Here is a 22,482-nt window from a genome sequence, read left to right as displayed (position 1 = left end):
AGTCTCTTGTATAAACATGAAGGTTGTGATATAGTATAGACGAAAAAGACAAAGGAGTCTGGGTTTATGCTCAGGCTCCTTTTGTCGTAGAAGGAAAGGAGTTTTTAGATGAAATTGATTACGGCAATCGTCCGGCCGGAAAAGGTCATGGATGTTATCAAAGCACTGGAAGAAGAAGGTTATTATGCATTCTCGAAATGGTCTATATCCGGAAGAGGCAGAGAGAAAGGGATACAGGTGGGGGATGTGCTTTATCAGGAGATGGCAAAAACCATGCTGTATGTCACAGTCACAGATAAAGAAAAGGATGAGGCAGTAGATATCATAATCCACAGTGCCAAGAGCGGCCAGAATGGTCATTTTGGTGATGGAAAGATTTTTGTTTCCAACATAGAGGAAGAGTATACGATCAGCGAAGAATCCAGAGATGAGGATTGAGTGTGACAAGAAAGAAGGGATGGTATGGAAAGAAAGAAGAGAGCAAAATTAAAGAAATCTATGGGGCCGGGAGCCATCTGGGCGGTTGCAGTCGGATCCATCATTGGCTGGGGCTGCTTTATACAGGGTAGTCTGTGGACGGAGCGGGCCGGGGGCACGCTGCCGCTGCTGCTGGGATTTTTGGCGGGAGCCCTTCTGATGATCGTGGTGGGATACAGTTATTCCTACATGATCGCAAAATTCCCGGTTGCCGGCGGGGAATTTGCCTATGCCTATAAGGGATTTGGACGGACGGCATCTTATGTCTGTGGCTGGATGCTTTCTCTGGGCTACCTGTCCATTGTCGCGTTAAACGCTACAGCCCTTCCGGTGCTGGCATCTTACATTTTTCCGGGTGTATTCACCAGAGGCTATCTGTATACCATCGCGGGATATGATGTATATGCGGGAGAAGTGGCCCTTGCCGTATTTTTCATTGTCCTGTTTGGGGTCATGAATTACCGGGGAGCAAAATCAGTTGGCAATCTGCAGCTGGTCATGGTGCTTGTCATGTGTGCGGCTGTCCTGGTTTCAGTAGCCGGAACCGTATTGACAGGCCACTTTGATGCATCCAATCTGCAGCCGGCTTATGGGGCAGGGAAATCTTTGAAAGACGGGTTCATATCCATTCTGGCGCTGGCACCGTTTTTATATGTCGGATTCGACTGCATTCCACAGGCGGCGGAGGAATATGATTTTCCGCCACAGAAATGTAAACTGCTGATCATCACAGCATTGATCGTAGGGGCTGTGATCTATGGAGCTATGGCGCTGGTCACCGACTGTGTGATCCCGTGGCAGGATGTACTGTCTTTAACAGATGCAGATGGGATACCTGTGAAGTGGCATACTGGTGCAATCTTGGAAATGACAATGGGAAGGCTGGGTGTAGGCTTTGTAGTGATCGCAGTATGCATGGGAATATTCACAGGAATGAACGGCTTTTTTATGACGTCCAGCCGTCTGCTCTTTGGGATGGCGAGGGCTAAAATGCTGCCTTCTGCATTTGAGAAGATCCATCCCAAACATAAAACTCCGTCTGCCTGTGTGGTGTTCACGATGATTGTCTGCTGTGTATGCCCATTTTTCGGGAGAGAGGTCATCGGATGGGTGGTTGACATGTGTTCGGTAGGTACTGCCTTCGGGTATTTCTTTACTTGTGCCGGCGCCTTTATCCTATTAAAAAAATATGGCGACCCCACAGATACAAACCGTATCCATCCGGCGGTTGCCATGACAGGATGTGTCTTCTCTGTAGCAATCCTTCTGCTTCTGGTGATCCCGGGATCGCCGGCTTTCATGGCAGCACAGTCCTTCGCAGCACTGATCGTATGGATCCTGATGGGAACTGTTTTTTATCTGTGCTCCAGAAGAAGTTTTGTAAACATCACGAAACGGGAGATGGACTATCTGATCCTTGGAAATGTGCAGGTCGTAAGGGGGATGAGAAAAGGAAAGGGCAGGGAACATGCCGTGCAGGGGAATTTGGTGAATCCTAAAATATAAAACGACGGACCTTTCTCAGCCTTTGCTGTAATTTTAAGCCTCGGGGATACTTCCGTCAACGCAGGCCGTTTTCTGGTAATGGATGGCAGACAGGATATAAAAATAAAAAAGAAGTATAGTATTTTAAGAATGAAAATACAGTGCTTCTTTTTTATTTTTCGTTCTGTTATCATAATGAAATTATAATAATTACTTTTTATGCAGAGGCAATCAATAAACAAAATTTACACTTATAATTAGCATGTAAAAGCGATCACAAGAAATAAGATAAGGACAAATAGAGTAGGTTATTCAGTAGCCAATACTTCAAAATCCAGTCTGCCTTGTTCAGTACCATTTGCAATAAGTGCAAGGGAATGGATTCCGGGGTAATGTTTTCTTGAACTTAAATCTGCAAAAGAGTGTGTTTTTACATATGTTTTTTCTTGATTTGCCGTAAATGAAGATTCCGTTATTCGAAAGATTTTTCGGGTTTGCCCACCGTTTGCTTTCACATAATAAACTCCATACTCCAACCGTACCTTAGCTGCCTTTTTCGCCCTGACTTTAAAGGAAAAGGTCATATCCTCCCCGATGGAAACGGATGCGGCTCCCAGAGCGAAGTCGTAAATATCCACACAACTGGCATCTGCAACCCCAAAGATAGCCAGCACATCCCTGTTACCCCTTTTCAGAAGTGTTCTGCATCCATGTTTTATGATCCAATCGGTATATTCATTTTTCCCATACCAATCCCTTGCAGTTTGTACCACAAGGTCAGGATGGGTTTTGGAGATATCGTTCAGATTATTGGCCACGCTTTTGCGGACATAAAGAGAGGGGTCTTCTTTCAGTTGTTCTAAAATACCAAGCACTAATGTGGGGTCTTTTTTAAAGCTGGTCAGTGCTTGTCCCCACGGCAGCGCAGGACGGCAGCCCTCACTGGCAAGCCGTCTGACATGCTCATTGTCATGCTCCGCCCATATGGACATCTGCGCCATCATACGCTTTTCATGGTTTATAATAAATGACCTTACGGCAAACTCTGCGGTTGAGTATTGGGTGTATCTCTCTAATGCAGCAATTGACAAATCCCAATGGCGCTCATCCTGCCCATAGACTTCAACAAAATCCGGGAAATAAATGAGTGCATTGTCATGAAATCCTGCAGGATACCCTGCAGCAACCTGATCAAGGATAGCAAGCGCCTGTTCATAATCAGAAGGCAAATATTTCCCCAAATTTGTAGTGATTTGCCGCATACGGCCTTTCAGCGCTAATGCATCCCAGGTTTTATCTATAATGTCACTTACAAAATCACTGGCCTGAAACGAAGGATATACAGCCTTGATTCGTAAAGACAACTCATGAATTGAATTGGCATTATAATATTTGTCTTTCATTAATTCGGGCATTTGCTTTCTCCTTTTATCTGATACATCTTTTTCGATGAAATTGGACATATAATATCTTTTATTTTAATATCCGCGTGTGGATATGTCAAATAACGCAATCCGAAAATGTATTAAGGGTGGCTTATGGTGTCATTGATCGTACATATCTACTTGAAGTTCTTCCTCAAAATGTATATAATATCTAAGATTGCATCAATACAGGATTTACAGAAAATCATCCTTCTGTATCGAGCAGTGCTGCATAATGCGGAATAATTATGCATAGTAGTGTAGATTTGAAAAAAAGTGCTATTTGTGACCTACCCCCTGTTTTTGACTCATTATACATCGAAATGTATAAATGTACAGTGCGAATAAGGATATAAATATCATTTGAAAAGAGAGAAATTTCATCTTTACAAGGCAACTTCAAATTTGTGGAATAGCAACAAAAGTGAGAGGAAAAATATGAGAAAACTAGCTTTAAGTGATGAGATATTACTAAAAATTGAAAAACCGGCCCGCTATATTGGGAATGAGGTGAATTCGGTAAATAAGGACGTAAGTAAGGTGGACGTGCGGTTTGCAATGTGTTTCCCGGACGTCTATGAAATCGGGATGTCCCATCTGGGTATCCAGATCCTGTATGATATGTTCAACAGGCGGGAGGATGTATGGTGTGAACGCGTGTATTCCCCCTGGCTTGATCTGGACAAGGTGATGAGAGAAGAAAAGATTCCTCTGTTTGCGCTGGAATCACAGGATCCAGTTAAGGATTTTGACTTTTTAGGTATTACCATCCAATATGAGATGTGCTATACAAATATCCTGCAGATTCTGGAACTGAGCCAGATTCCGATGCATGCAAAGGACAGGACATGGGAGCATCCGGTTGTAATTGGCGGCGGCCCGTGTACTTATAATCCGGAACCACTGGCAGAATTTTTTGACATCTTTTATATTGGGGAAGGCGAAACTGTTTACGATGAGCTTCTTGATCTGTATAAGGCAAGCCGCGCCAGAGGTGACAGCCGCGAGGAGTTTCTTGTAAAGGCGGCAAATATCGAAGGGCTCTATGTTCCAATGTTCTACGAGGCAAAATATCATGAAGATGGGACTTTGAAATCATTTGGCCCTGTCAGGGAAGGTATTCCTTCTATAATAAAGAAACAGGTCGTAATGGATATGACAAAAGCCGTGTATCCGGAGGCACCGATCGTTCCCTTCATAAAAGCGACGCAGGACAGAGTTGTTCTGGAGATCCAGAGGGGTTGTATACGTGGATGCAGGTTCTGCCAGGCCGGAATGCTGTACCGCCCTACCCGTGAGAGGGATGTCGATACCCTGAAAGAATATGCGAAAGTTATGCTTAAAAATACAGGTCATGAAGAGATTTCGCTCAGTTCCTTAAGTTCCAGCGATTACTCTCAGTTGAAGGAACTGGTTGACTTTTTAATCGAAGAGTTTAAGGGGGAGGGCGTAAATATTTCATTGCCTTCACTGCGTATCGATGCCTTTTCACTTGACGTTATGAGCCAGGTGCAGGACATCCGGAGGAGCAGCCTTACGTTTGCTCCCGAGGCAGGTTCCCAGCGCCTGCGCGATGTTATTAATAAGGGCCTTACGGAGGAAATCATTCTGGATGGCGCGGGACAGGCTTTTGAAGGCGGGTGGTCTAAAGTAAAGCTGTATTTTATGCTTGGACTCCCGACAGAGACAGAGGAAGACATGAAGGAGATTGCCCGCCTTGCAGATAAGATTGCCCGCCGGTATTATGAGATTCCGAAAGAAGAAAGGCATGGAAAGTGCCAGATCACGGCAAGTTCGTCATTCTTCGTACCGAAACCGTTCACACCTTTCCAGTGGGCATCCATGTGTACAAGTGAAGAATATATTCACAGGGCTTACGTTGTGAAGCATGAATTTCAGGAACAGCTGAACCGGAAGAGTCTGAAGTATAACTGGCATGAAGCGGATGTAACGGTGCTGGAAGGTGTATTCGCCCGCGGGGACAGGAAGGTCGGGAAAGTGATCGAGGAGGCATACCGGCTGGGCTGCCTTTATGATTCGTGGACGGAATCCTTTCACAATGAACCCTGGATGGAGGCGTTCGGCAATATGGAGGTAGATATTGAATTCTATACAACCCGGAAAAGAGAGCTAGACGAACTGCTGCCCTGGGACTTCATTGATATTGGAGTCAGCAAGCAGTTTTTGAAAAAGGAGTGGGAGCGGGCTGAATCAGGAACTGTTACACCGAACTGCCGGATGCAGTGTTCTGGCTGCGGGGCCGTACAATTTGGAGGGGGTGTCTGCTATGAAGGCAAGAATTAAATTTAAAAAATATGGGGCTTTGAGATTCATTGGACACCTTGATGTAATGAGGTTCTTTCAGAAGGCGATGAGGCGGGCCGGGATTCCGATTGCGTTCACAGGCGGATACAGCCCGCATATGATCATGTCGTTTGCAAGCCCGTTGGGAATCGGACTTTCCAGTGACGGAGAATATTTTGATATTGAATTAAAAGAGCCCATATCCAGCCATGATGCTGTCAGACAGCTGAATCAAGTGATGGTAGATGGAATGGAAGTGGTCAGTTTCCGGCAGATTGCCGAAGAAAAGAAGATGACCGGTATGGCGATCGTAGCAGCAGCCGATTACCGGACAAGACTCACCAAGGGGACACTTCCGGATGACTGGTGGGAAAAGATAGCAGCATTCATGGAACAGCCGGAAATCTGTATCATGAAACAGACGAAGCGCAGTGAGAAGGAAGTGGATATCAAACCGTTGATCTACCGGCTGGAAGCGGAGGGCGATTCTGTTTATATGCAGGTCGCATCGGGCAGTGTGGAAAACCTGAAACCGGGACTTGTAATGGAAGCTTTCTGTGGCTTCCTGGGAATAGATCCGGCTGAGACAGACTTTGCACACCACAGGCTGGAAATGTATGCGGATATGGGAACAAACGGCGATCGCAGGCTTGTAACACTGGAAGATATGGGGACAGAAATTTACGGAGAGGAAAATAAAAATGATTTCACGGAAAATCCTCATGATGAAAGAGGAAGATAAGATCTGGATGTTTCTTTTGGAAGATGACGAGATAGTGGAAATACATTGTGAACCGGCCGGAGACGGGGCTGTGAAGCAGCATGTCATCGGAAACATATACGTTGGAAAAGTGAAGAATATTGTAGCGAATATCGGGGCCGCTTTCATTGAAATTGAAAGCGGCGTTGAGTGTTATTATGATATCAGTCAGGCACCGAATGCCATTTTTACAAAGAAAATAGGCAAAAAGCCCCTCTGCATCGGAGATGAACTGATTGTACAGATCAGCAAAGAGGCAGTCAAGACGAAAGCGCCTACGGTGAGCAGTAATTTGAGCTTTACAGGCAGGTATGCAATCCTGACGACCGGAAATACAAGGATCGGAACATCCTCAAAACTGCCGAAGTCTCTCAGGGAAGAACTGAAGGAACAGCTGCGGCCCCTGAAAAACGAAGAATATGGGCTGATTATCCGGACGAATGCAAAAGATGCCGATTTTTCTGCTGTTTTGAGAGAGATAAAGGAACTAGAAAGCAGTTTTCAAACCCTTAGAAAGACAGCGGGGTCCAGAACCTGCTTTTCCTGCCTGCAGCATGCGCCTAATACTTATATCACAGACCTGAAAAACGTTTATACAGAAGGCCTCACGGAAATCGTAATTGAGGGTGCAAAGCTCTACGAAGAAGTTAAGGAATATTATGAAAAAGAACAGCCGGAGGATCTCACAAAACTGAGACTCTATGATGACAGCAGCCTGCCGCTTGCAAAGCTGTATAATACGGAAACGACTTTAAGCCGCGCACTTGGGGAAAGGGTATGGCTGAAAAACGGGGCCTATCTGATCATCCAGTATACAGAGGCACTGACGGTGATTGACGTGAATTCCGGAAAATGTGTTGCGAAAAAGAATCCGACAGACACTTATCTGAAGATTAACATGGAAGCGGCAAAAGAAGTGGCGAAGCAGATGAGAATCAGGAATCTTTCAGGCATTATTATTGTTGATTTTATTAATCTGGATGATGAAGATGCTACGAAAGAACTGCTCAGGGCATTCCGGCAGTATCTGGTAAAAGACCCGATTCAGTCAACGCTGGTTGATGTGACGGGGCTGCAGCTTGTCGAGGTGACGCGGAAAAAAGTTCGAAAACCTTTACATGAAAGCATTGGAAGGTGATTTTTTTATATCATTTTTATTGATTGTATCCTTGTATACAATCAATAAGGAGAAAATTTGAACTAGCATATATTCTTTCGAAAGATAGCTTTTAAAATGTATACAATAATACAATTTAAATTCTTGATAAAGTATATACTTTGAAATGAGGATTTGAAATTAAAATGGATTGTATACATTCATACAATTGCCAAACAACTTAGGAAACTGCCTGCACAAAAAGGAGAAACAGGTGATGGAATATATTCCTGCAAAGACAATCATTACCCGTTCAAAAAAGCCTGAAGCCTGGTTTGGAACGGAGTATAATATGAATATATATAAAGGCTGCTGTCATGGCTGTATATATTGTGACAGCCGTTCAGAATGTTATGGTGTATCTTCATTTGATACAGTACGGGCAAAGGAGAATGCACTCCAGATTATCAGGGACGAGCTGCGCAGAAAAACAATGCGTGGAGTGATCTCTACCGGGGCCATGAGTGATCCTTACAATCCTTTTGAAAAGAAGCTCGAACTGACAAGGCATGCGTTGGAACTATGCAATGCATTTGAGTTTGGAATCGCAATAGCGACGAAGAGCGTACTGCTTGAACGGGATATTGATGTATTAAGTGATATCAGGGAACATTCACCGGTTTTGTGCAAAATCACGATCACAACATCAGACGATGCGCTTTCTAAGAAGCTGGAACCGGGTGTACCGGTGTCTTCCGAGAGGTTTCGGCTGATCCGTAAACTCTCGGATCAGGGAATATATACAGGTATACTTCTGATGCCGGTGCTTCCTTTTATTGAAGACACAGATGAGAATATTTGTGAAATCGTGCGCATGGCAGGAGAAGCCGGGGCCAGATTCATTTATCCGGCATTCGGGATGACACTGCGTGATAACCAGAGAGAATGGTATTATGAAAAGCTGAACTGCCTGTTTCCGGATAAAGACCTGGTAACGCGGTATCAAAAGCGTTTCGGGAATTCTTATGAATGCAGGAGTCCCAGGGCCCGGCAGCTCTGGAGAGTGTTTGAAGAAGAGTGTAAAAAGGCGGGGGTCCTGTATAGAATGAAGGATATTATATCAAGCTACAGGCGGCCTTATAAGGTTGAACAGCTCAGCTTGTTTGACCTGTAGAAAAACGGTGGGGCCGGAATTACATTTAGGAGGAATCATGGGCAGGAAAGAATTGAAAACAAATGCGATGCGTATACTTGACAGACTTAAGATCCCTTATTCATATGAGACATATGAATGTGAACAGTTTGTAGACGGGGTCAGTGTTGCTGATAAGGCAGGGCTGGCACATGAATTAGTATACAAGACGCTGGTCACAACCGGAAAGAGTAAAGAACACTATGTATTTGTCATTCCGGTAGAGGCAGAACTGGATCTGAAAAAAGCGGCAAAGGCAGTGGGGGAGAAATCTCTGGAGATGCTGCCCGTTAAGGAGATTACCGCGGTCACCGGGTATGTCAGGGGAGGCTGCACGGCAATCGGGATGAAAAAATCTTTTCCTACTATAATAAATGAGACAGCAGAGCAACTCGGACAGATCTATGTCAGCGGCGGCAAACTCGGCATGCAGCTGAGACTTTCACCGGAAGATTTAAGAAAGGCATCGAATGCAAAGTATGCAAATGTAATCTTCTGATTTTGCATAAAAGTATCTAAAAATGAGGAATTGGTGCATAAAATGCAGGATGTCCTGTAAAAAAATGCAAAAAAATCAAGAATAAGAGATTTACAAGCGGGTTCAGGTGGGGTATAATAATGTACCGAGAACGCGAAAAAAGTAAGGTATTCGTTACTGCGAACGCCCGCAGGGTGTGAACAGTAACATGGATTCCCTTTATAGGATATTGGAGGAAAAGAGGAATGAAAAAAGTAGTCAAATTTGGAGGAAGTTCTTTGGCAAGTGCCGAGCAGTTTAAGAAGGTAGGAGAAATCATCCGTTCCGACGGGTCCAGAAGATATGTCGTACCATCTGCACCGGGAAAACGCTTTTCGAATGATACAAAAGTAACCGACATGCTTTATACCTGTTACGGCGCCGCAATGAAAGAAAAGAATTTCACTGATTTACTTTCTGCAATCCAGAACAGATATAATGAAATTATAGAAGGATTGAATCTGACTCTTTCCCTGGATAAGGACTTTGAAATCATCCGCGAAAATTTCGGCAAAAAGGCGGGCAGGGATTATGCAGCATCCAGAGGAGAGTATCTGAACAGTAAGATCATGGCAGCATACCTTGGATTCGAATTCATTGATGCTGCTGAAGTGGTCCGCTTTAATGAGGATGGTTCTTTTAATGACGATGTGACGAATACACTATTATCCGGGCGCCTTGATAAGACGGAATATGCTGTCATACCCGGATTCTACGGGGCAAAAGAAGACGGGACCGTAGTTACTTTTTCAAGAGGGGGATCTGATGTAACGGGCTCTCTCGTTGCTCTTGCAGCATCAGCGGACCTGTATGAAAACTGGACCGACGTATCAGGCTTTTTGATTGCCGATCCGAGAATCGTTAAGAATCCGAAGTCTATCGAGACAATTACCTATAAAGAACTAAGGGAGCTGTCTTACATGGGGGCGAGTGTGCTCCATGAAGACGCCATTTTCCCGGTAAGGAAAGCAGGAATCCCGATCAATATCCGCAATACAAATGCCCCTCAGGATAAGGGGACACTGATCGTGGAGGGTACATGCAGACAGCCGAAGTATACGATTACAGGTATAGCGGGCACAGATGGATTTGCCTCCATTACAGTTGAGAAAGCAATGATGAACTCGGAGATTGGTTTCTGCCGCAAGGTGCTTCAGGTGTTCGAGGAGAATGAAGTTTCCATCGAGCATATGCCTTCCGGAATTGATACAATGACTATCTTTGTTCACAAAGATGAGTTCGAGGAGAAGGAACAGCAGGTACTTGCAGGCATTCACAAGGCTGTCGATCCGGATCATATTGAGCTGGAATCTGATCTGGCACTGATTGCCATTGTGGGACGCGGCATGCGCGCGACACGCGGAACTGCGGGAAGGATTTTTTCGGCGCTGGCACACGCGCACATCAATGTCAAGATGATCGACCAGGGGTCCAGCGAGCTGAACATCATCGTAGGTGTCAGACACGATGATTTCAAAAATGCAATCCGTGCTTTATACGAGATTTTTGTATTGACACAAATTTAAAGGAAGGTATTTAACTTATTATGAACATTTTGTTCTTCTTAAAACCGAAAATTGAAGTTGCATACATATATGATGACTGTACACTGCGCCAGGTACTGGAAACGATGGAGTATCACAAATATGCATCCATCCCCATGCTGAACAGGCAGGGGGAATTTGTAGGTACGATCACGGAAGGCGACCTGCTCTGGGGGATCAAGGACTATAAGAATCTGAGCATCAAGGATGCCGAGACGGTCTTTATCCGCGATTTCCCGCGCAAAGCGAGATTCGACGTGGTCGCTGCTGATGCAGACATGGAGGATCTGGTCAAAAAAGCGATGAACCAGAATTTTGTGCCTGTTGTGGATGACCAGAATAAGTTTATCGGGATCATTACACGCAGAAGCATCATAGAGTATTGTTATGATAAGCTGAATGACTGTGACAAATAACAGAGGTACAACATGATAGACTTTCATACACACATTTTTCCTGATAAAATTGCAGGTAAGACATTAGAATTTTTAAGCTCCAGATGTAAGACGATACCATTTACAGACGGGACTGCCAATGGCCTTAAGCAGTCTGCCGAAGAGTCCGGAATGGATATTTCCGTTGCCCTTCCTGTAGTGACGAATCCGGCACAGTTTAAAAGTATCAACCGGTTTGCAGCACAATTTCTGGAGGGGCGGATTCTGTCTTTTGGCGGAATCCACCCGGAAAGCACAGATTATAAGGCCGAGCTGAGAGAATTAAAGAATATTGGTTTCAAAGGGATTAAGCTGCATCCAGCCTATCAGGAGACGATGTTTAATGATATCCGTTACAAGCGTATTGTGTCTTACGCATCAGAGCTGGGACTTATCATTACCGTTCACGGCGGGTATGATCCGGGATACCCGGATTGTATTTACTGTACCCCGCAGATGGCGGCAGAGGTGATTGATGAGGTATGCCCTGAGAAAATGGTGGCTGCCCATATGGGAGGCTTCAAATGCTGGGATGACGTAGAACGATTTCTTGTTGGAAAGCAGGTATATCTGGATACAGCGGTTGTCTTCGGTGTAATCAATGATATGCAGTTCGTACGTATTGCAAGAGAGCATGGTGTGGATAAGATCTTGTTTGCCACAGATTCCCCCTGGTCGGGCCAGGCGGAGTCAGTGGCATATTTGAAAAGCCTGCCGTTAAGCGAGGACGAAAAGCAGAAGATTCTTGACGAAAATGCAAGAAAACTCTTGACTTTGTAAAAATGGATATGCTATACTACAACGGTATGCCGCACAATGAGGTTTTGAAGTTCTGCCCTGCAGACACCGTAATTGGCGAGTAATGATAATAGGAGGTGCCATATGTACGCAATTATAGCAACAGGTGGTAAACAGTACAAAGTAGCCGAAGGCGATATCATTAAAGTAGAGAAACTTGGGGTAGAAGCTGGGGAAACTTATACATTTGACCAGGTACTTGCAGTGAACAATGACAAGCTTGTCGTTGGGAACCCGACAGTAGAAGGTGCAACAGTTACAGCTTCTGTAGTTGGCGACGGCAAAGGCAAAAAAGTTGTCGTTTATAAGTATAAGAGAAAATCTGGATACCATAAAAAGAATGGTCACAGACAGCAGTATACTGCAGTAAAGATCGACAAGATCAATGCATAATCTGGTGACAGAATGATTAAGGTAACCATTTATAAAACCGACAGGCACGAATATGTGGGATTCGATGCGCAGGGACATGCCGGGTTCGCAGATGAGGGCATGGATGTCGTATGCGCAGCAGCATCTGCACTGATTATCAACACGATTAATGCAATCGAAAGATACACGGATGATGAGACGTCCGTTGTAACAGATGACTCAGAAGATGCAGATGGACTGATTCAGTTTCGGTTTGTGAATCATCCTGCACATGACGCTGAACTGCTGTTAAAGACTATGATTCTTGGATTAGAAGAGATAGAAGACGACAGCGACTATGAACCATATATTGATATTATCTTCAAGGAGGTGTAATAACCATGATGAAATTGAACCTTCAGTATTTCGCTCATAAAAAGGGAGTTGGTTCTACAAGGAACGGACGTGATTCCGAGTCTAAGAGATTAGGCGCAAAGAGAGCTGACGGACAGTTTGTAAAAGCTGGAAACATCCTTTACAGACAGCGTGGAACTAAGATTCATCCAGGCGTGAACGTAGGACGCGGCGGAGATGATACACTGTTCGCATTAGCAGACGGTGTTGTTAGATACGAGAGAAAAGGCAGAGACAAGAAACAGGTTTCTATCTATCCGGTAGCTGAATAAGCGTAGCGTATGTGGCCTCAGACCTAACAGTCTGGGGCTTTTTATTATTTCACAGGAAGTACATCTTTTTATTTCCTGCGGGCAACGGGCCATTAACGGATATTTTTATGAAAAAGTTGTATACTGGTTATTATCAAAAGTGAATTATTCATAGTAAAAATACATGCGTTATGATATAATAAAAAAGATTATGAATTGGAAAATTCAGTAAATATAGCAAGAAGAAAAGGAAATAGATATTATGTTTGCAGACAGAGCTAAAATTTTTATCAGATCCGGAAAAGGCGGAGACGGGCACTGCAGTTTCCGCAGGGAGCTGTATGTTCCAAACGGCGGGCCGGACGGCGGCGACGGCGGAAAAGGCGGGGATCTGATATTTGAAGTAGACAAGGGGCTGAACACACTTGTAGACTTCAGACATAAAAGGAAGTATGCGGCCGAAGACGGAGAACAGGGCGGTAAGCGCCGCTGCCACGGGAAAGACGGGAAAGACCTGATTTTAAAGGTTCCGGAAGGAACCGTTATTAAAGAATCCCGATCCGGTAAGGTTATCGCGGACATGTCCGGTGAGAACAGCCGCCAGATCGTTTTAAAAGGCGGAAAAGGCGGACTGGGGAACCAGCATTTTGCCACGGCAACCATGCAGGTGCCGAAGTATGCCCAGCCGGGACAGCCGGCGATGGAATTAGAAGTGAATATGGAATTGAAAGTAATCGCGGACGTGGGACTGATCGGATTCCCGAATGTCGGAAAGTCAACGCTGCTGTCCAGAGTGACAAATGCTGATCCCAAGATTGCCAACTATCACTTCACAACCCTGAATCCGAATCTCGGGGTTGTGGATCTGGACGGTGCCAAGGGATTCGTTATGGCGGACATCCCGGGACTGATCGAGGGCGCTTCGGAGGGAGTCGGACTCGGACATGAGTTCCTGCGCCATATAGAGCGGACCAAGATGATGATCCATGTTGTCGATGCGGCCGGAACGGAGGGCCGTGACCCGATAGATGATATTTATAAGATCAATGCAGAATTAGAAGCATATAATCCGGAGATTGCCAAACGTCCCCAGGTAATCGCGGCAAATAAGACAGATCTGATCTATAGTGAGGATGAAGATCCTGTAGAAAAGCTGAAAGCGGAATTTGAGCCAAAAGGAATGAAGGTATTTGCAATTTCCGGTGTTTCAGGAAAGGGAATCTCTGAACTGCTTTACTATGTCAGTGAACAGCTTCAGAACATGGACAGTGAACCTGTCATGTTTGAACAGGAATTCTTCCCAGAAGACGAACTCATCTACGACGACCTTCCGTACACGGTCACAAAAGAGGAAGATGCTTATGTAATAGAGGGACCGAAGATCGATAAGATGCTTGGTTATACGAATCTGGACTCAGAAAAAGGATTTGCTTTCTTCCAGAAGTTCCTCAAAGATGCAGGGATTCTGGATGAACTGGAGCAGGCAGGCATACAGGAAGGCGATACAGTAAGAATGTATGGATTACAATTTGATTATTACAAGTAACAGGAGATAAGAGAGAATGACGACAAAACAAAGAGCATATTTAAAGAGCCTTGCAATGACAATGGACCCGATTTTCCAGATAGGAAAGTCCAGTATGACACCCGGCCTGACGGCCGCAATCGCGGAGGCACTGGAGGCCAGAGAGCTGATTAAGATCAGTGTGCTGCAGAATTGTGCAGACGATCCAAGGGAGCTGGCTGAGATGGTTGCAGAGCGTACACGTTCACAGGTAGTACAGGTGATCGGCAAGAAGATTGTATTATACAAAGAAGGAAAAGACGACAAGAAAAAAATTGTTCTTCCATAGGGGGATAGTATGAAGATTGGAATTATGGGGGGGACCTTTGACCCGATCCACATCGGGCATCTGCTTTTAGGGGAATTTGCGTTCGAGCAGTTTGAACTGGATGAGATCTGGTTTCTGCCAAACGGAAATCCGCCCCACAAAGATACTGACGAGATGGATACTTCACTGGTACACAGAGTATCAATGGTCAAAGCAGCGATCAAGGGTGCTCCGCACTTTAAAGTTTCGCTTCATGAGGCAAAAGAGGGAGTTCATTATACCTATAAGACTATGCTGGAGTTTCATGAATTGTATCCCGGCAATGAGTTTTACTTTATACTGGGGGCAGATTCTCTGTTTTCTATTGAACATTGGAAGTTTTTTAAAGAAATTTTTCCTACATGTACAATACTGGCTGCGATGCGGGATGACAAAGATGTAGGGGATATGCAGAAACAGATTGCTTATTTAAAAGAGAAATATGCGGCCGACATCGAACTGCTGCGCGCACCGCTTCTTGAGATTTCTTCAACTACGATCAGGGAACGGGCTGCAAAAGGGCTTACAGTCCACTATATGGTACCTGATGCTGTGGCTGCTTATATTAAAGAACATCATTTATATAAGGAAGGTTAAAGCATGACAGATATAACAGGAATTCGCAGAAAGTTAGAGAGAAAGCTGAAACCGGACCGGTATGAGCATACGCTGGGCGTCATGTATACGGCATCTTCACTTGCCATGCGTTATGGTGAAGACATCCGTAATGCACTGCTGGCCGGACTGCTCCATGACTGTGCAAAGTTCTGTTCGGGCAAAGAGCAGATGAAGCTCTGTGACGAGTACGGCATCCGGCTGACGGAATCGGAAGTAAAGATGCCGGCCCTGATACACGCACGTCTGGGCGCATATCTGGCGGAACATGAGTATGGGATCAATGAACAGGAAATCCTCGGGGCAGTCAACTATCACACAACCGGGAGGCCTGACATGACGCTTCTTGAGAAGATTGTGTATATAGCAGATTATATTGAACCGGGACGAATGGAGATTCCGGGGCTTACAAGGGTGAGAAAGGCTGCTTTTACAGATATTGATAAGGCTGTTGCATTAAGTGCGGGATCAACTATATCTTATCTGAAAGGGGCCAGAAGAGAGATCGACCCGATGACTGTTAAGACTTATGAATTTTATTATAAAGAATCATAAAAAGTAAAGGAGATATTGTTTTATGGATCAGGCAAGAGAAATGGCACAGATCGCCTACAGGGCACTGGATGAGAAAAAGGGAGAGGATATCAAGGTCATTGATATATCAGGAGTATCTGTTCTGGCAGATTATTTTATTATTGCGAACGGAAATAATGAAAGTCAGGTTAAGGCACTGGTTGACAATGTGGAGGAATGCCTGCATAAGGCAGGATATTCACTGAAACAGCGTGAAGGATATGGAAGCAGCTGGGTACTGCTTGATTTTGCCGACATTATTGTGCATATATTTGACAAAGAAAACAGGCTGTTCTATAACCTGGAGAGAATCTGGAGAGACGGAAAAGTTGTGGATATTGACACACTATAACAGAAAATGAATCAGGGGGAAATGCTGGTGAAAAGTATATATAGAACGGGAATCAGCCTGCTGACAGCGGCGGCTCTGATGCTGACGGCAGGATGTTCTGCAGCAGATAAAAAGGAGAGCAAAAAAGACAGCCTTCTGAATGCAGAAAAACCTGTATCAATTGAGGTATGGCATTATTATAATGGTGCCCAGCAGGATGCATTCAACAAGCTTGTGACAGAGTTTAATGAAGGGAAAGGAAAAGAGCTTGGAATCAAAGTGAAAGCCTCCAGCCTCGGCAATGTTGCTGATCTGGAAGAAAATGTGATAGCCTCCATAGACGGGAAAGTAGGGGCGAAGGAGATTCCGAATATCTTTGCGGCATATGCAGATACTGCCTATGCCGTAGACCAGAAGGGAATGGCAGTTGACCTGAAGGAATACATGACCGATGAGGAAATCAGTGAATACATGGACAGTTACATCGATGAAGGAAAGTTTTCTTCTGAAGATACCCTGAAAATATTCCCGGTAGCGAAAGCGACTGAAATATTCATGCTCAATGAGACTGACTGGGAGAAATTTGCCGATGCAACGGGGGCATCTCAGGAAGATATTTCTACAATCGAAGGGATCACAGCTACGGCACAGGAGTATTATGAATGGACGGACAGCCTTACCGATACGCCGGATGACGGGAAAGCATTTTTCGGAAGGGACGCGATGGCAAATTACTTTATTATTGGTGCAAGAGAACTGGGGGTTGAAATTTTCTCTGTAAAAGACGGCAAACCAGAATTGAATTTTGATAAAGATGTCGTCCGCAAGCTCTGGGATAACTATTATGTACCATATGTAAACGGTTACTTTGCTTCTTCAGGTAAATTCAGAAGCGATGACATCAAAACAGGAAACATCCTTGCATTTGTTGGATCTTCTGCAGGAGCTACATTTTTTCCGGATCAGGTAACTCTGGATGATGAGCATACATATCCTATTGAAATGAAGGCATTAACCTGTCCGAAGTTTGAAGACGGAGAGGACTATGCGGTTCAGCAGGGAGCCGGAATGGTGGTAATGAACAAAGAAGATAAGGCGGAAATAGAAGCATCCGTCGAATTTTTGAAGTGGTTTACAGACACGGAGCGTAATATTGACTTTGCGGTTTCATCCGGTTATCTTCCTGTAAAGAAGGAAGCAAATACAAAGGAAATGATTAACCAGAAAGTGGAAAGTACGGACAGCAGTGTGCTGCAGGTTCTGGATGCATCTCTGGACCAGATTGAAAATAATACGTTATACACTACCCGTGCTTTTAAGAACGGTACGAATGCACGCAATGTCCTGGAATATTCTCTTTCAGATAAAGCCGCTGCGGACAGGGAAGAGATACTTGAACTGATTCAGGGCGGCCAGTCCAGAGCAGAGGCGGTCAGCCGATTCGATACGGATGAGAACTTTGAAACATGGTATCAGGAAACGCTTACATCTCTGTCAGCACTTGTTGAGGCTGATTAAGCAGTATCATATCTATACATCTGATTTTATTCATGGTCTGAAATGATGTTTATCATAAGTGAATACGGAAAATAAAAGGAAGGAGATGAATGAGAATGAGTATGAAGCACCGGAAGGCAAAGCCTATCTTAAAGAGAATACTGATTCCCATGATTCTCCTTACTTTATTGGAAGTATTTCTGCTCTCGGGAACATTTATATTCGGCGGAACGATAAAGGAACTGAATCAGAACGCGCGTGGTATCGTGCAGGGGAAAGTTCAAAACAGAAGCAGTTATTTACAGAATGAGATGCTGAATAACTGGTCAAATGTATCCTACACAGCACAGCTGATCAGTGCAAAAGCAGAGGAGCTGGAGTCAGACGGTATGCTGGACCTTTCAGCAGTAGGAGATAACTCTGAAGCCTGCTATCCCCTGGTGTCACAGATTTCAGGTTACCTGATCGACATGCTCCGCTCTAATAAAGTGACGGGGGCATTTGTTGTATTTAATACAGACAATCCGGACACACTGCGCGGGGCAGACCAAATCACAAAACCTGGTATTTATTTCAGAGACCTGGACCCGGAAACGAGCCCTTCTATCCGCAACAGTGACCTGCTCATAGAAAGAGGTTCTGTAGAGCTTGTACATAGCCTTGATATTGCAACAGACAGCGCATGGAAGCCACAGTTTGTATTCAGTGCCCAGAATCCGGAAACGATGAATTTGTTCCTGAATCCCTATGAACAGGGAGTCCTGAATCCAAAGGCGGATTCTCTGACGGAACTTGGATACTGGTCAAAACCTCATACGCTGACTGACGATGATAAGGAGATGATCTCCTACACTGTTCCGCTCATAACATCAGACGGACAGGTATACGGCGTGCTTGGGATGGAGATTACACTGGATTATCTTTCTACAATGCTTCCATATGAAGAGCTGATGAATGACAGAAATGATGCCTCATATCTGTTGCTTGTCAAAAATGACGCTGACGGAACGTACCAGACTATTTTTTCATCTGACAGCAGTTGTATACCACAAGGGGAGGAACTGCATATCAGGACCACAGAAGATGGCCTTCAGTATATTGATATGGAAGAGGAAAAGTTGTTCATTGATATTGATTATCTCCAGCTGTATGATTCCAATGGCCCGTTTGAATCAGACCACTGGGGTATTGCAGGTGTAGTCAGGGAACGGGACATTACGGAATTTTCCAGACATATCCTGAATTATATTGGTGTCGCAATTTTAGTTACGATCAGTATTGGTATTGGCGGAAGTATTCTGGTCAGTTTTATGATTTCCAGACCGATCCATATTGTTTCAAGAAATATGCAGCGCATGAATACCCAGAAAAAGATTCGTCTCCCGCGGACAAATATTTTAGAGTTTGACCAGATGGAGCGCTCGATTGAGAAGCTCAGCAGTGACGTGATAGATTCTGCCACTAAGTTCGCACAGATTCTGAATAAAGCAAGTATCCGCATTGCAGGCTTTGAACTGAATTTGGAGTATAATACGCTGTTTATAACGGATGGCTTCTTCCACATTTTCGGTGAAAATGATGTCCCATCCCAGACGCTGGACATTAATTTATTCATTCAGGAAATGAGTTCATTTGATATATATAAGGAAGAAGAGAATGAAAGTTACGTTCTCTACAAGATCCCTTATGGGGAAAGAGACACATACATCAGGCTGAGCTATTCAAGGCTGGAAGGCCGCAGGATCATAGGCGTGGCAGAAGACATTACGAAGACAATCCAGGAAAAGCAGCTTCTCGAACATGAACGCGACCATGACCTTCTGACCGGACTGAAAAACAGACGGGCATTCCAGCGTATCATGCAGCAGTTGTTTGCGGGAGGAGAAATGCTCCTCAAGAAAGCAGCGCTTGTTATGATTGACCTGGATAACTTAAAGCAGATTAATGATAAATACGGGCATGATTATGGAGATAAATATATACAGGCCGCGGCCGACTCTTTCCGGAAGTATACGCCTCCTGACACTGTTATTGCACGAATTTCCGGGGATGAGTTCTATATGTTCTTCTATGGATACCAGACAGAGGAGGAGATCAGCCAGAAGATAAAACTATTCAGAGAAGGAATTGCCAAGGAGTATATTATGCTTCCCCCGATGCAGCGGGTGAGACTGAAGATGTCCGGCGGTATATCCTGGTATCCGAGAGATTCAAGACATTACGAGCAGCTGCTGCAGTATTCTGATTTCGCAATGTACCAGGTGAAGCATTCGACGAAAGGCGAGATCGGCGATTTTGATATCGGAGCCTACCACAGTGAAGAATATATTTCCCAGAACCGCCGTGAACTGACTGAACTGCTGGAAAGAGAAGAAGTTGAATATTTCTTCCAGCCGATCGTGGATGCGCGTACAGGCAGAATCTTTGCATATGAAGCACTGATGCGCGGGAAAATGCCAACACTGCGTAGTCCGGCAGAGATCCTCTCACTTGCACGGGAAGAACATAAGCTCGATAAGGTAGAAGATCTTACATGGAGAATGGCCACAAGGACATACATGCAGCATATCAGGGAACATAAAATAGATGATGACTGCAAAGTATTTATCAACTCTCTGGCTGACTATAGATTGAGTAATCAGGCACTCGAACGGATTGAATCAGAATGCAGGGGCTATTTAGACCACTTTGTACTGGAAATCACAGAAGACTCAGAGACAAATAAAGAGGCGATGGATGTGAAGCGGGTGATTGTAAACAGATGGAACTCTGATTTTGCCCTGGATGATTATGGCAGCGGCTACAATGGCGAGCGGATATTGCTAGAGCTTGCACCAAAATATATTAAGATAGACAGGGAGATCATCTTCGGGATCCATCTTAATACTGACAAGCAGAAGATTGTGGAGAATACAATTTCCTATGCGAAAGAGCGAAACATCAAAGTAATTGCGGAAGGAATTGAGACAGAGCAGGAGATGAAAAAGGTGATTGAACTGGGAGCCGACTATCTTCAGGGATATTATCTGGCCCGTCCGGATGCTGAACCACCGAAGATCAATGACTATGTCCTAAAGCAGATCAGAGAATTTCAAAACTAATAAGTACTGTCAGTTAAAAACATCCTGTCTGAAGAGAAATTCCGATACTGGAATTACCAATTCAGACAGGATGTTTTTTATTTCATAAGAAAGTACTCCTATTATCATGGATCATTAATTAAAAGAAACGGAAGACACCGATTACTTTGCCCAGAATGGAAACATCCTTTACAATGATCGGATCCATATAGTCATTCTCTGGCAGGAGGCGGCAGACGCCTTCTTCTCTGTAAAATGTCTTGACAGTGGCTCCATCCTCTATAAGGGCCACGACCATATCCCCGTTATCTGCAGTCTGCGCCTGCTCCACAAGGACCATATCACCATCCAGAATGCCCGCATTGATCATGCTTTCACCCTTTACGGTCAGCAGGAAGGTCTGTTTGTTTGGCATGAATTCCATTGGGATTGGAAAGTAGTTCTCGATGTTCTCCTGGGCGAGCAGCGGCTCTCCGGCGGCTACACGGCCGATAAGCGGTACGTTCACAACTTCACGTCTGGTCAGATTAAAAGTATCGTCCAGAATCTCGATTGCCCTTGGCTTCGTTGGATCTCGTCTGATATACCCGTTCTTCTCCAGCGTCTCCAGATGAGAGTGGACAGATGAGGTGGACTTCAGGCTGACAGCCTCGCAAATCTCCCTGACTGCAGGCGGGAATCCCCTTTCAAGAATCTGTGACTTTATGTATTCTAATATTTCCAGCTGCTTCTTGCTGATCTTCCCCTGTGACATACACGGAACCTCCTCATATTGTTAAAGTATATCTGATATGCTGTATAAATATAGTACCATAGGTCCTGTTAAAAAGCAAACACTTGTTACGAAAATACGTTCGAAAATACTGTTTAAACTATTGACAAACATGTGTTCGTGTACTATAATCTTAACTATGAAGAACAAATGTTCGACACAGAACGAGGGATCCAAATATGCAGTATGAATCAGGGGGAGATACAGATGAGAAGCCAGAAGTGTACAAAGGTAAAAGCAGTAAGACAGGACGATGGATTAAAAAAGAGAATCCTAATATGTATTGCCACAATATTTATCATATTTGCTGCATGTGCAGTGTTTGGCAATATACGGAGTTCTGCACATGGAAGCCGTTCAGAGAATCCTGTCAATTTTAAGTACTATACAAGCATAGAGATTCAGCCAGGAGATACTTTATGGGACATTGCCAAAGCATATATAACTGAGGATTACGATTCCGTACAGGAATACGTCCAGACACTGAAAGAAATAAACTCACTGAACTCAGACAAGATTAAAGCTGGTCAGAATCTGATCGTTGCTTATAATAATACAGAATTTGTAAATTAGATACGGTATCAATATACATCCCTATGTATTGATATATAAACTCACCCAGAGGCAGCCTGCCGGAGTCATCCGCATGGCTGCCTCATCCTATGTACAAATAGAAGTATAGTAATAGCAATATAT

The 22,482-nt window shown here is 44.4% G+C and carries 23 protein-coding genes; 21 read left to right on the top strand and 2 right to left on the bottom strand.

The annotated features are described in order from the left end of the window. Positions 1–108: 108 nt before the first annotated feature. Entirely contained in the window at positions 109–438 is a 330-nt protein-coding gene (locus tag ABIN22_RS20170; RefSeq protein ID WP_346910770.1) for a P-II family nitrogen regulator, read from the top strand. A gap of 24 nt (positions 439–462) precedes the next feature. After that, positions 463–1,983, top strand: coding sequence for an APC family permease (locus ABIN22_RS20165; protein WP_346910768.1), 1,521 nt, complete (start codon positions 463–465; stop codon positions 1,981–1,983). Between the two features lie 287 nt (positions 1,984–2,270). Here ABIN22_RS20165 and ABIN22_RS20160 read toward each other — a convergent pair whose 3' ends face one another. Next, positions 2,271–3,377 (bottom strand): DNA alkylation repair protein, encoded by a 1,107-nt coding sequence (locus ABIN22_RS20160; protein WP_346910766.1) that lies wholly within the window; start codon positions 3,375–3,377, stop codon positions 2,271–2,273. A gap of 447 nt (positions 3,378–3,824) precedes the next feature. On the opposite strand from ABIN22_RS20160, the gene ABIN22_RS20155 reads away from it, so the two are divergent. From ABIN22_RS20155 to ABIN22_RS20070, 18 genes are all read left to right on the top strand, one after another. Beyond that, positions 3,825–5,690 (top strand): TIGR03960 family B12-binding radical SAM protein, encoded by a 1,866-nt coding sequence (locus tag ABIN22_RS20155; protein WP_346910764.1) that lies wholly within the window; start codon positions 3,825–3,827, stop codon positions 5,688–5,690. Further along, positions 5,674–6,432, top strand: a complete 759-nt coding sequence (locus ABIN22_RS20150; protein ID WP_346910762.1) for a TIGR03936 family radical SAM-associated protein — start codon at positions 5,674–5,676, stop codon at positions 6,430–6,432. Before ABIN22_RS20155 ends, ABIN22_RS20150 begins: the two co-directional genes overlap by 17 nt. Further along, positions 6,395–7,588, top strand: coding sequence for a ribonuclease E/G (locus tag ABIN22_RS20145; protein WP_118618923.1), 1,194 nt, complete (start codon positions 6,395–6,397; stop codon positions 7,586–7,588). The genes ABIN22_RS20150 and ABIN22_RS20145 overlap by 38 nt, the downstream gene beginning before the upstream one ends. 235 nt (positions 7,589–7,823) lie before the next feature. Further along, positions 7,824–8,720: an SPL family radical SAM protein gene (locus ABIN22_RS20140; RefSeq protein WP_109730349.1), complete on the top strand. Its 897-nt coding sequence runs from the start codon at positions 7,824–7,826 to the stop codon at positions 8,718–8,720. A gap of 37 nt (positions 8,721–8,757) precedes the next feature. After that, the gene (gene ybaK, locus ABIN22_RS20135) at positions 8,758–9,237 is read left to right on the top strand and encodes a Cys-tRNA(Pro) deacylase (RefSeq protein ID WP_118618789.1); all 480 of its coding nucleotides are present in this window, start codon (positions 8,758–8,760) and stop codon (positions 9,235–9,237) included. A gap of 224 nt (positions 9,238–9,461) precedes the next feature. Next, positions 9,462–10,781 carry an aspartate kinase gene (locus tag ABIN22_RS20130; protein ID WP_109730351.1) on the top strand — a complete coding sequence of 440 codons (1,320 nt, stop codon included), beginning with the start codon at positions 9,462–9,464 and terminating at the stop codon, positions 10,779–10,781. A 20-nt stretch (positions 10,782–10,801) separates the two neighbouring features. Next, a complete protein-coding gene (locus tag ABIN22_RS20125; protein WP_109730352.1) occupies positions 10,802–11,215 on the top strand; it encodes a CBS domain-containing protein in 414 nt (137 codons plus the stop codon). A 12-nt stretch (positions 11,216–11,227) separates the two neighbouring features. Beyond that, positions 11,228–12,013 carry an amidohydrolase family protein gene (locus ABIN22_RS20120; RefSeq protein ID WP_346910759.1) on the top strand — a complete coding sequence of 262 codons (786 nt, stop codon included), beginning with the start codon at positions 11,228–11,230 and terminating at the stop codon, positions 12,011–12,013. A 102-nt stretch (positions 12,014–12,115) separates the two neighbouring features. Beyond that, positions 12,116–12,424 carry a 50S ribosomal protein L21 gene (gene rplU, locus ABIN22_RS20115; RefSeq protein ID WP_109730354.1) on the top strand — a complete coding sequence of 103 codons (309 nt, stop codon included), beginning with the start codon at positions 12,116–12,118 and terminating at the stop codon, positions 12,422–12,424. A gap of 12 nt (positions 12,425–12,436) precedes the next feature. Further along, the gene (locus tag ABIN22_RS20110) at positions 12,437–12,778 is read left to right on the top strand and encodes a ribosomal-processing cysteine protease Prp (protein ID WP_109730355.1); all 342 of its coding nucleotides are present in this window, start codon (positions 12,437–12,439) and stop codon (positions 12,776–12,778) included. A 5-nt stretch (positions 12,779–12,783) separates the two neighbouring features. Next, positions 12,784–13,068, top strand: a complete 285-nt coding sequence (rpmA, locus tag ABIN22_RS20105; protein WP_109730356.1) for a 50S ribosomal protein L27 — start codon at positions 12,784–12,786, stop codon at positions 13,066–13,068. Between the two features lie 241 nt (positions 13,069–13,309). Then, positions 13,310–14,593, top strand: a complete 1,284-nt coding sequence (obgE, locus tag ABIN22_RS20100; protein WP_109730357.1) for a GTPase ObgE — start codon at positions 13,310–13,312, stop codon at positions 14,591–14,593. Between the two features lie 16 nt (positions 14,594–14,609). Further along, positions 14,610–14,900 carry a ribosome assembly RNA-binding protein YhbY gene (gene yhbY / locus ABIN22_RS20095; protein WP_109730358.1) on the top strand — a complete coding sequence of 97 codons (291 nt, stop codon included), beginning with the start codon at positions 14,610–14,612 and terminating at the stop codon, positions 14,898–14,900. A gap of 9 nt (positions 14,901–14,909) precedes the next feature. Next, entirely contained in the window at positions 14,910–15,515 is a 606-nt protein-coding gene (gene nadD, locus ABIN22_RS20090; RefSeq protein WP_346910756.1) for a nicotinate-nucleotide adenylyltransferase, read from the top strand. A gap of 3 nt (positions 15,516–15,518) precedes the next feature. Then, complete coding sequence (gene yqeK / locus ABIN22_RS20085) at positions 15,519–16,088, top strand: bis(5'-nucleosyl)-tetraphosphatase (symmetrical) YqeK (protein WP_109730360.1); 570 nt, start codon at positions 15,519–15,521, stop codon at positions 16,086–16,088. Between the two features lie 22 nt (positions 16,089–16,110). Further along, positions 16,111–16,458: a ribosome silencing factor gene (rsfS, locus tag ABIN22_RS20080; RefSeq protein WP_109730361.1), complete on the top strand. Its 348-nt coding sequence runs from the start codon at positions 16,111–16,113 to the stop codon at positions 16,456–16,458. A 27-nt stretch (positions 16,459–16,485) separates the two neighbouring features. After that, a complete protein-coding gene (locus ABIN22_RS20075; RefSeq protein ID WP_346910753.1) occupies positions 16,486–17,955 on the top strand; it encodes an extracellular solute-binding protein in 1,470 nt (489 codons plus the stop codon). Between the two features lie 89 nt (positions 17,956–18,044). Further along, positions 18,045–21,035, top strand: a complete 2,991-nt coding sequence (locus ABIN22_RS20070; RefSeq protein WP_346910751.1) for a bifunctional diguanylate cyclase/phosphodiesterase — start codon at positions 18,045–18,047, stop codon at positions 21,033–21,035. 118 nt (positions 21,036–21,153) lie between these two features. On the opposite strand, the gene lexA is transcribed toward ABIN22_RS20070, so the two are convergent. Beyond that, positions 21,154–21,768, bottom strand: a complete 615-nt coding sequence (gene lexA / locus ABIN22_RS20065; RefSeq protein WP_346910749.1) for a transcriptional repressor LexA — start codon at positions 21,766–21,768, stop codon at positions 21,154–21,156. A gap of 225 nt (positions 21,769–21,993) precedes the next feature. On the opposite strand from lexA, the gene ABIN22_RS20060 reads away from it, so the two are divergent. Next, entirely contained in the window at positions 21,994–22,359 is a 366-nt protein-coding gene (locus tag ABIN22_RS20060) for a LysM peptidoglycan-binding domain-containing protein (RefSeq protein ID WP_109730364.1), read from the top strand. The last annotated feature ends 123 nt before the right edge of the window (positions 22,360–22,482 follow it).

The sequence above is a fragment of the Faecalicatena orotica genome, from assembly GCF_905197545.1.
In the GTDB taxonomy this organism is placed as follows: domain Bacteria; phylum Bacillota; class Clostridia; order Lachnospirales; family Lachnospiraceae; genus Faecalicatena_A; species Faecalicatena_A orotica.
This window is presented reverse-complemented; position numbering and strand designations above follow the sequence as displayed.

Bases quoted from the DNA above. Each gene is read 5' to 3' on its own strand.
- ABIN22_RS20170 (WP_346910770.1), top strand. From the start codon at position 109: ATGAAATTGATTACGGCAATCGTCCGGCCGGAAAAGGTCATGGATGTT.
- ABIN22_RS20165 (WP_346910768.1), top strand. From the start codon at position 463: ATGGAAAGAAAGAAGAGAGCAAAATTAAAGAAATCTATGGGGCCGGGA.
- ABIN22_RS20160 (WP_346910766.1), bottom strand. From the start codon at position 3,377: ATGCCCGAATTAATGAAAGACAAATATTATAATGCCAATTCAATTCAT.
- ABIN22_RS20155 (WP_346910764.1), top strand. From the start codon at position 3,825: ATGAGAAAACTAGCTTTAAGTGATGAGATATTACTAAAAATTGAAAAA.
- ABIN22_RS20150 (WP_346910762.1), top strand. From the start codon at position 5,674: ATGAAGGCAAGAATTAAATTTAAAAAATATGGGGCTTTGAGATTCATT.
- ABIN22_RS20140 (WP_109730349.1), top strand. From the start codon at position 7,824: ATGGAATATATTCCTGCAAAGACAATCATTACCCGTTCAAAAAAGCCT.
- ybaK (WP_118618789.1), top strand. From the start codon at position 8,758: ATGGGCAGGAAAGAATTGAAAACAAATGCGATGCGTATACTTGACAGA.
- ABIN22_RS20130 (WP_109730351.1), top strand. From the start codon at position 9,462: ATGAAAAAAGTAGTCAAATTTGGAGGAAGTTCTTTGGCAAGTGCCGAG.
- ABIN22_RS20125 (WP_109730352.1), top strand. From the start codon at position 10,802: ATGAACATTTTGTTCTTCTTAAAACCGAAAATTGAAGTTGCATACATA.
- ABIN22_RS20120 (WP_346910759.1), top strand. From the start codon at position 11,228: ATGATAGACTTTCATACACACATTTTTCCTGATAAAATTGCAGGTAAG.
- rplU (WP_109730354.1), top strand. From the start codon at position 12,116: ATGTACGCAATTATAGCAACAGGTGGTAAACAGTACAAAGTAGCCGAA.
- ABIN22_RS20110 (WP_109730355.1), top strand. From the start codon at position 12,437: ATGATTAAGGTAACCATTTATAAAACCGACAGGCACGAATATGTGGGA.
- rpmA (WP_109730356.1), top strand. From the start codon at position 12,784: ATGATGAAATTGAACCTTCAGTATTTCGCTCATAAAAAGGGAGTTGGT.
- obgE (WP_109730357.1), top strand. From the start codon at position 13,310: ATGTTTGCAGACAGAGCTAAAATTTTTATCAGATCCGGAAAAGGCGGA.
- yhbY (WP_109730358.1), top strand. From the start codon at position 14,610: ATGACGACAAAACAAAGAGCATATTTAAAGAGCCTTGCAATGACAATG.
- nadD (WP_346910756.1), top strand. From the start codon at position 14,910: ATGAAGATTGGAATTATGGGGGGGACCTTTGACCCGATCCACATCGGG.
- yqeK (WP_109730360.1), top strand. From the start codon at position 15,519: ATGACAGATATAACAGGAATTCGCAGAAAGTTAGAGAGAAAGCTGAAA.
- rsfS (WP_109730361.1), top strand. From the start codon at position 16,111: ATGGATCAGGCAAGAGAAATGGCACAGATCGCCTACAGGGCACTGGAT.
- ABIN22_RS20070 (WP_346910751.1), top strand. From the start codon at position 18,045: ATGAGAATGAGTATGAAGCACCGGAAGGCAAAGCCTATCTTAAAGAGA.
- lexA (WP_346910749.1), bottom strand. From the start codon at position 21,768: ATGTCACAGGGGAAGATCAGCAAGAAGCAGCTGGAAATATTAGAATAC.
- ABIN22_RS20060 (WP_109730364.1), top strand. From the start codon at position 21,994: ATGAGAAGCCAGAAGTGTACAAAGGTAAAAGCAGTAAGACAGGACGAT.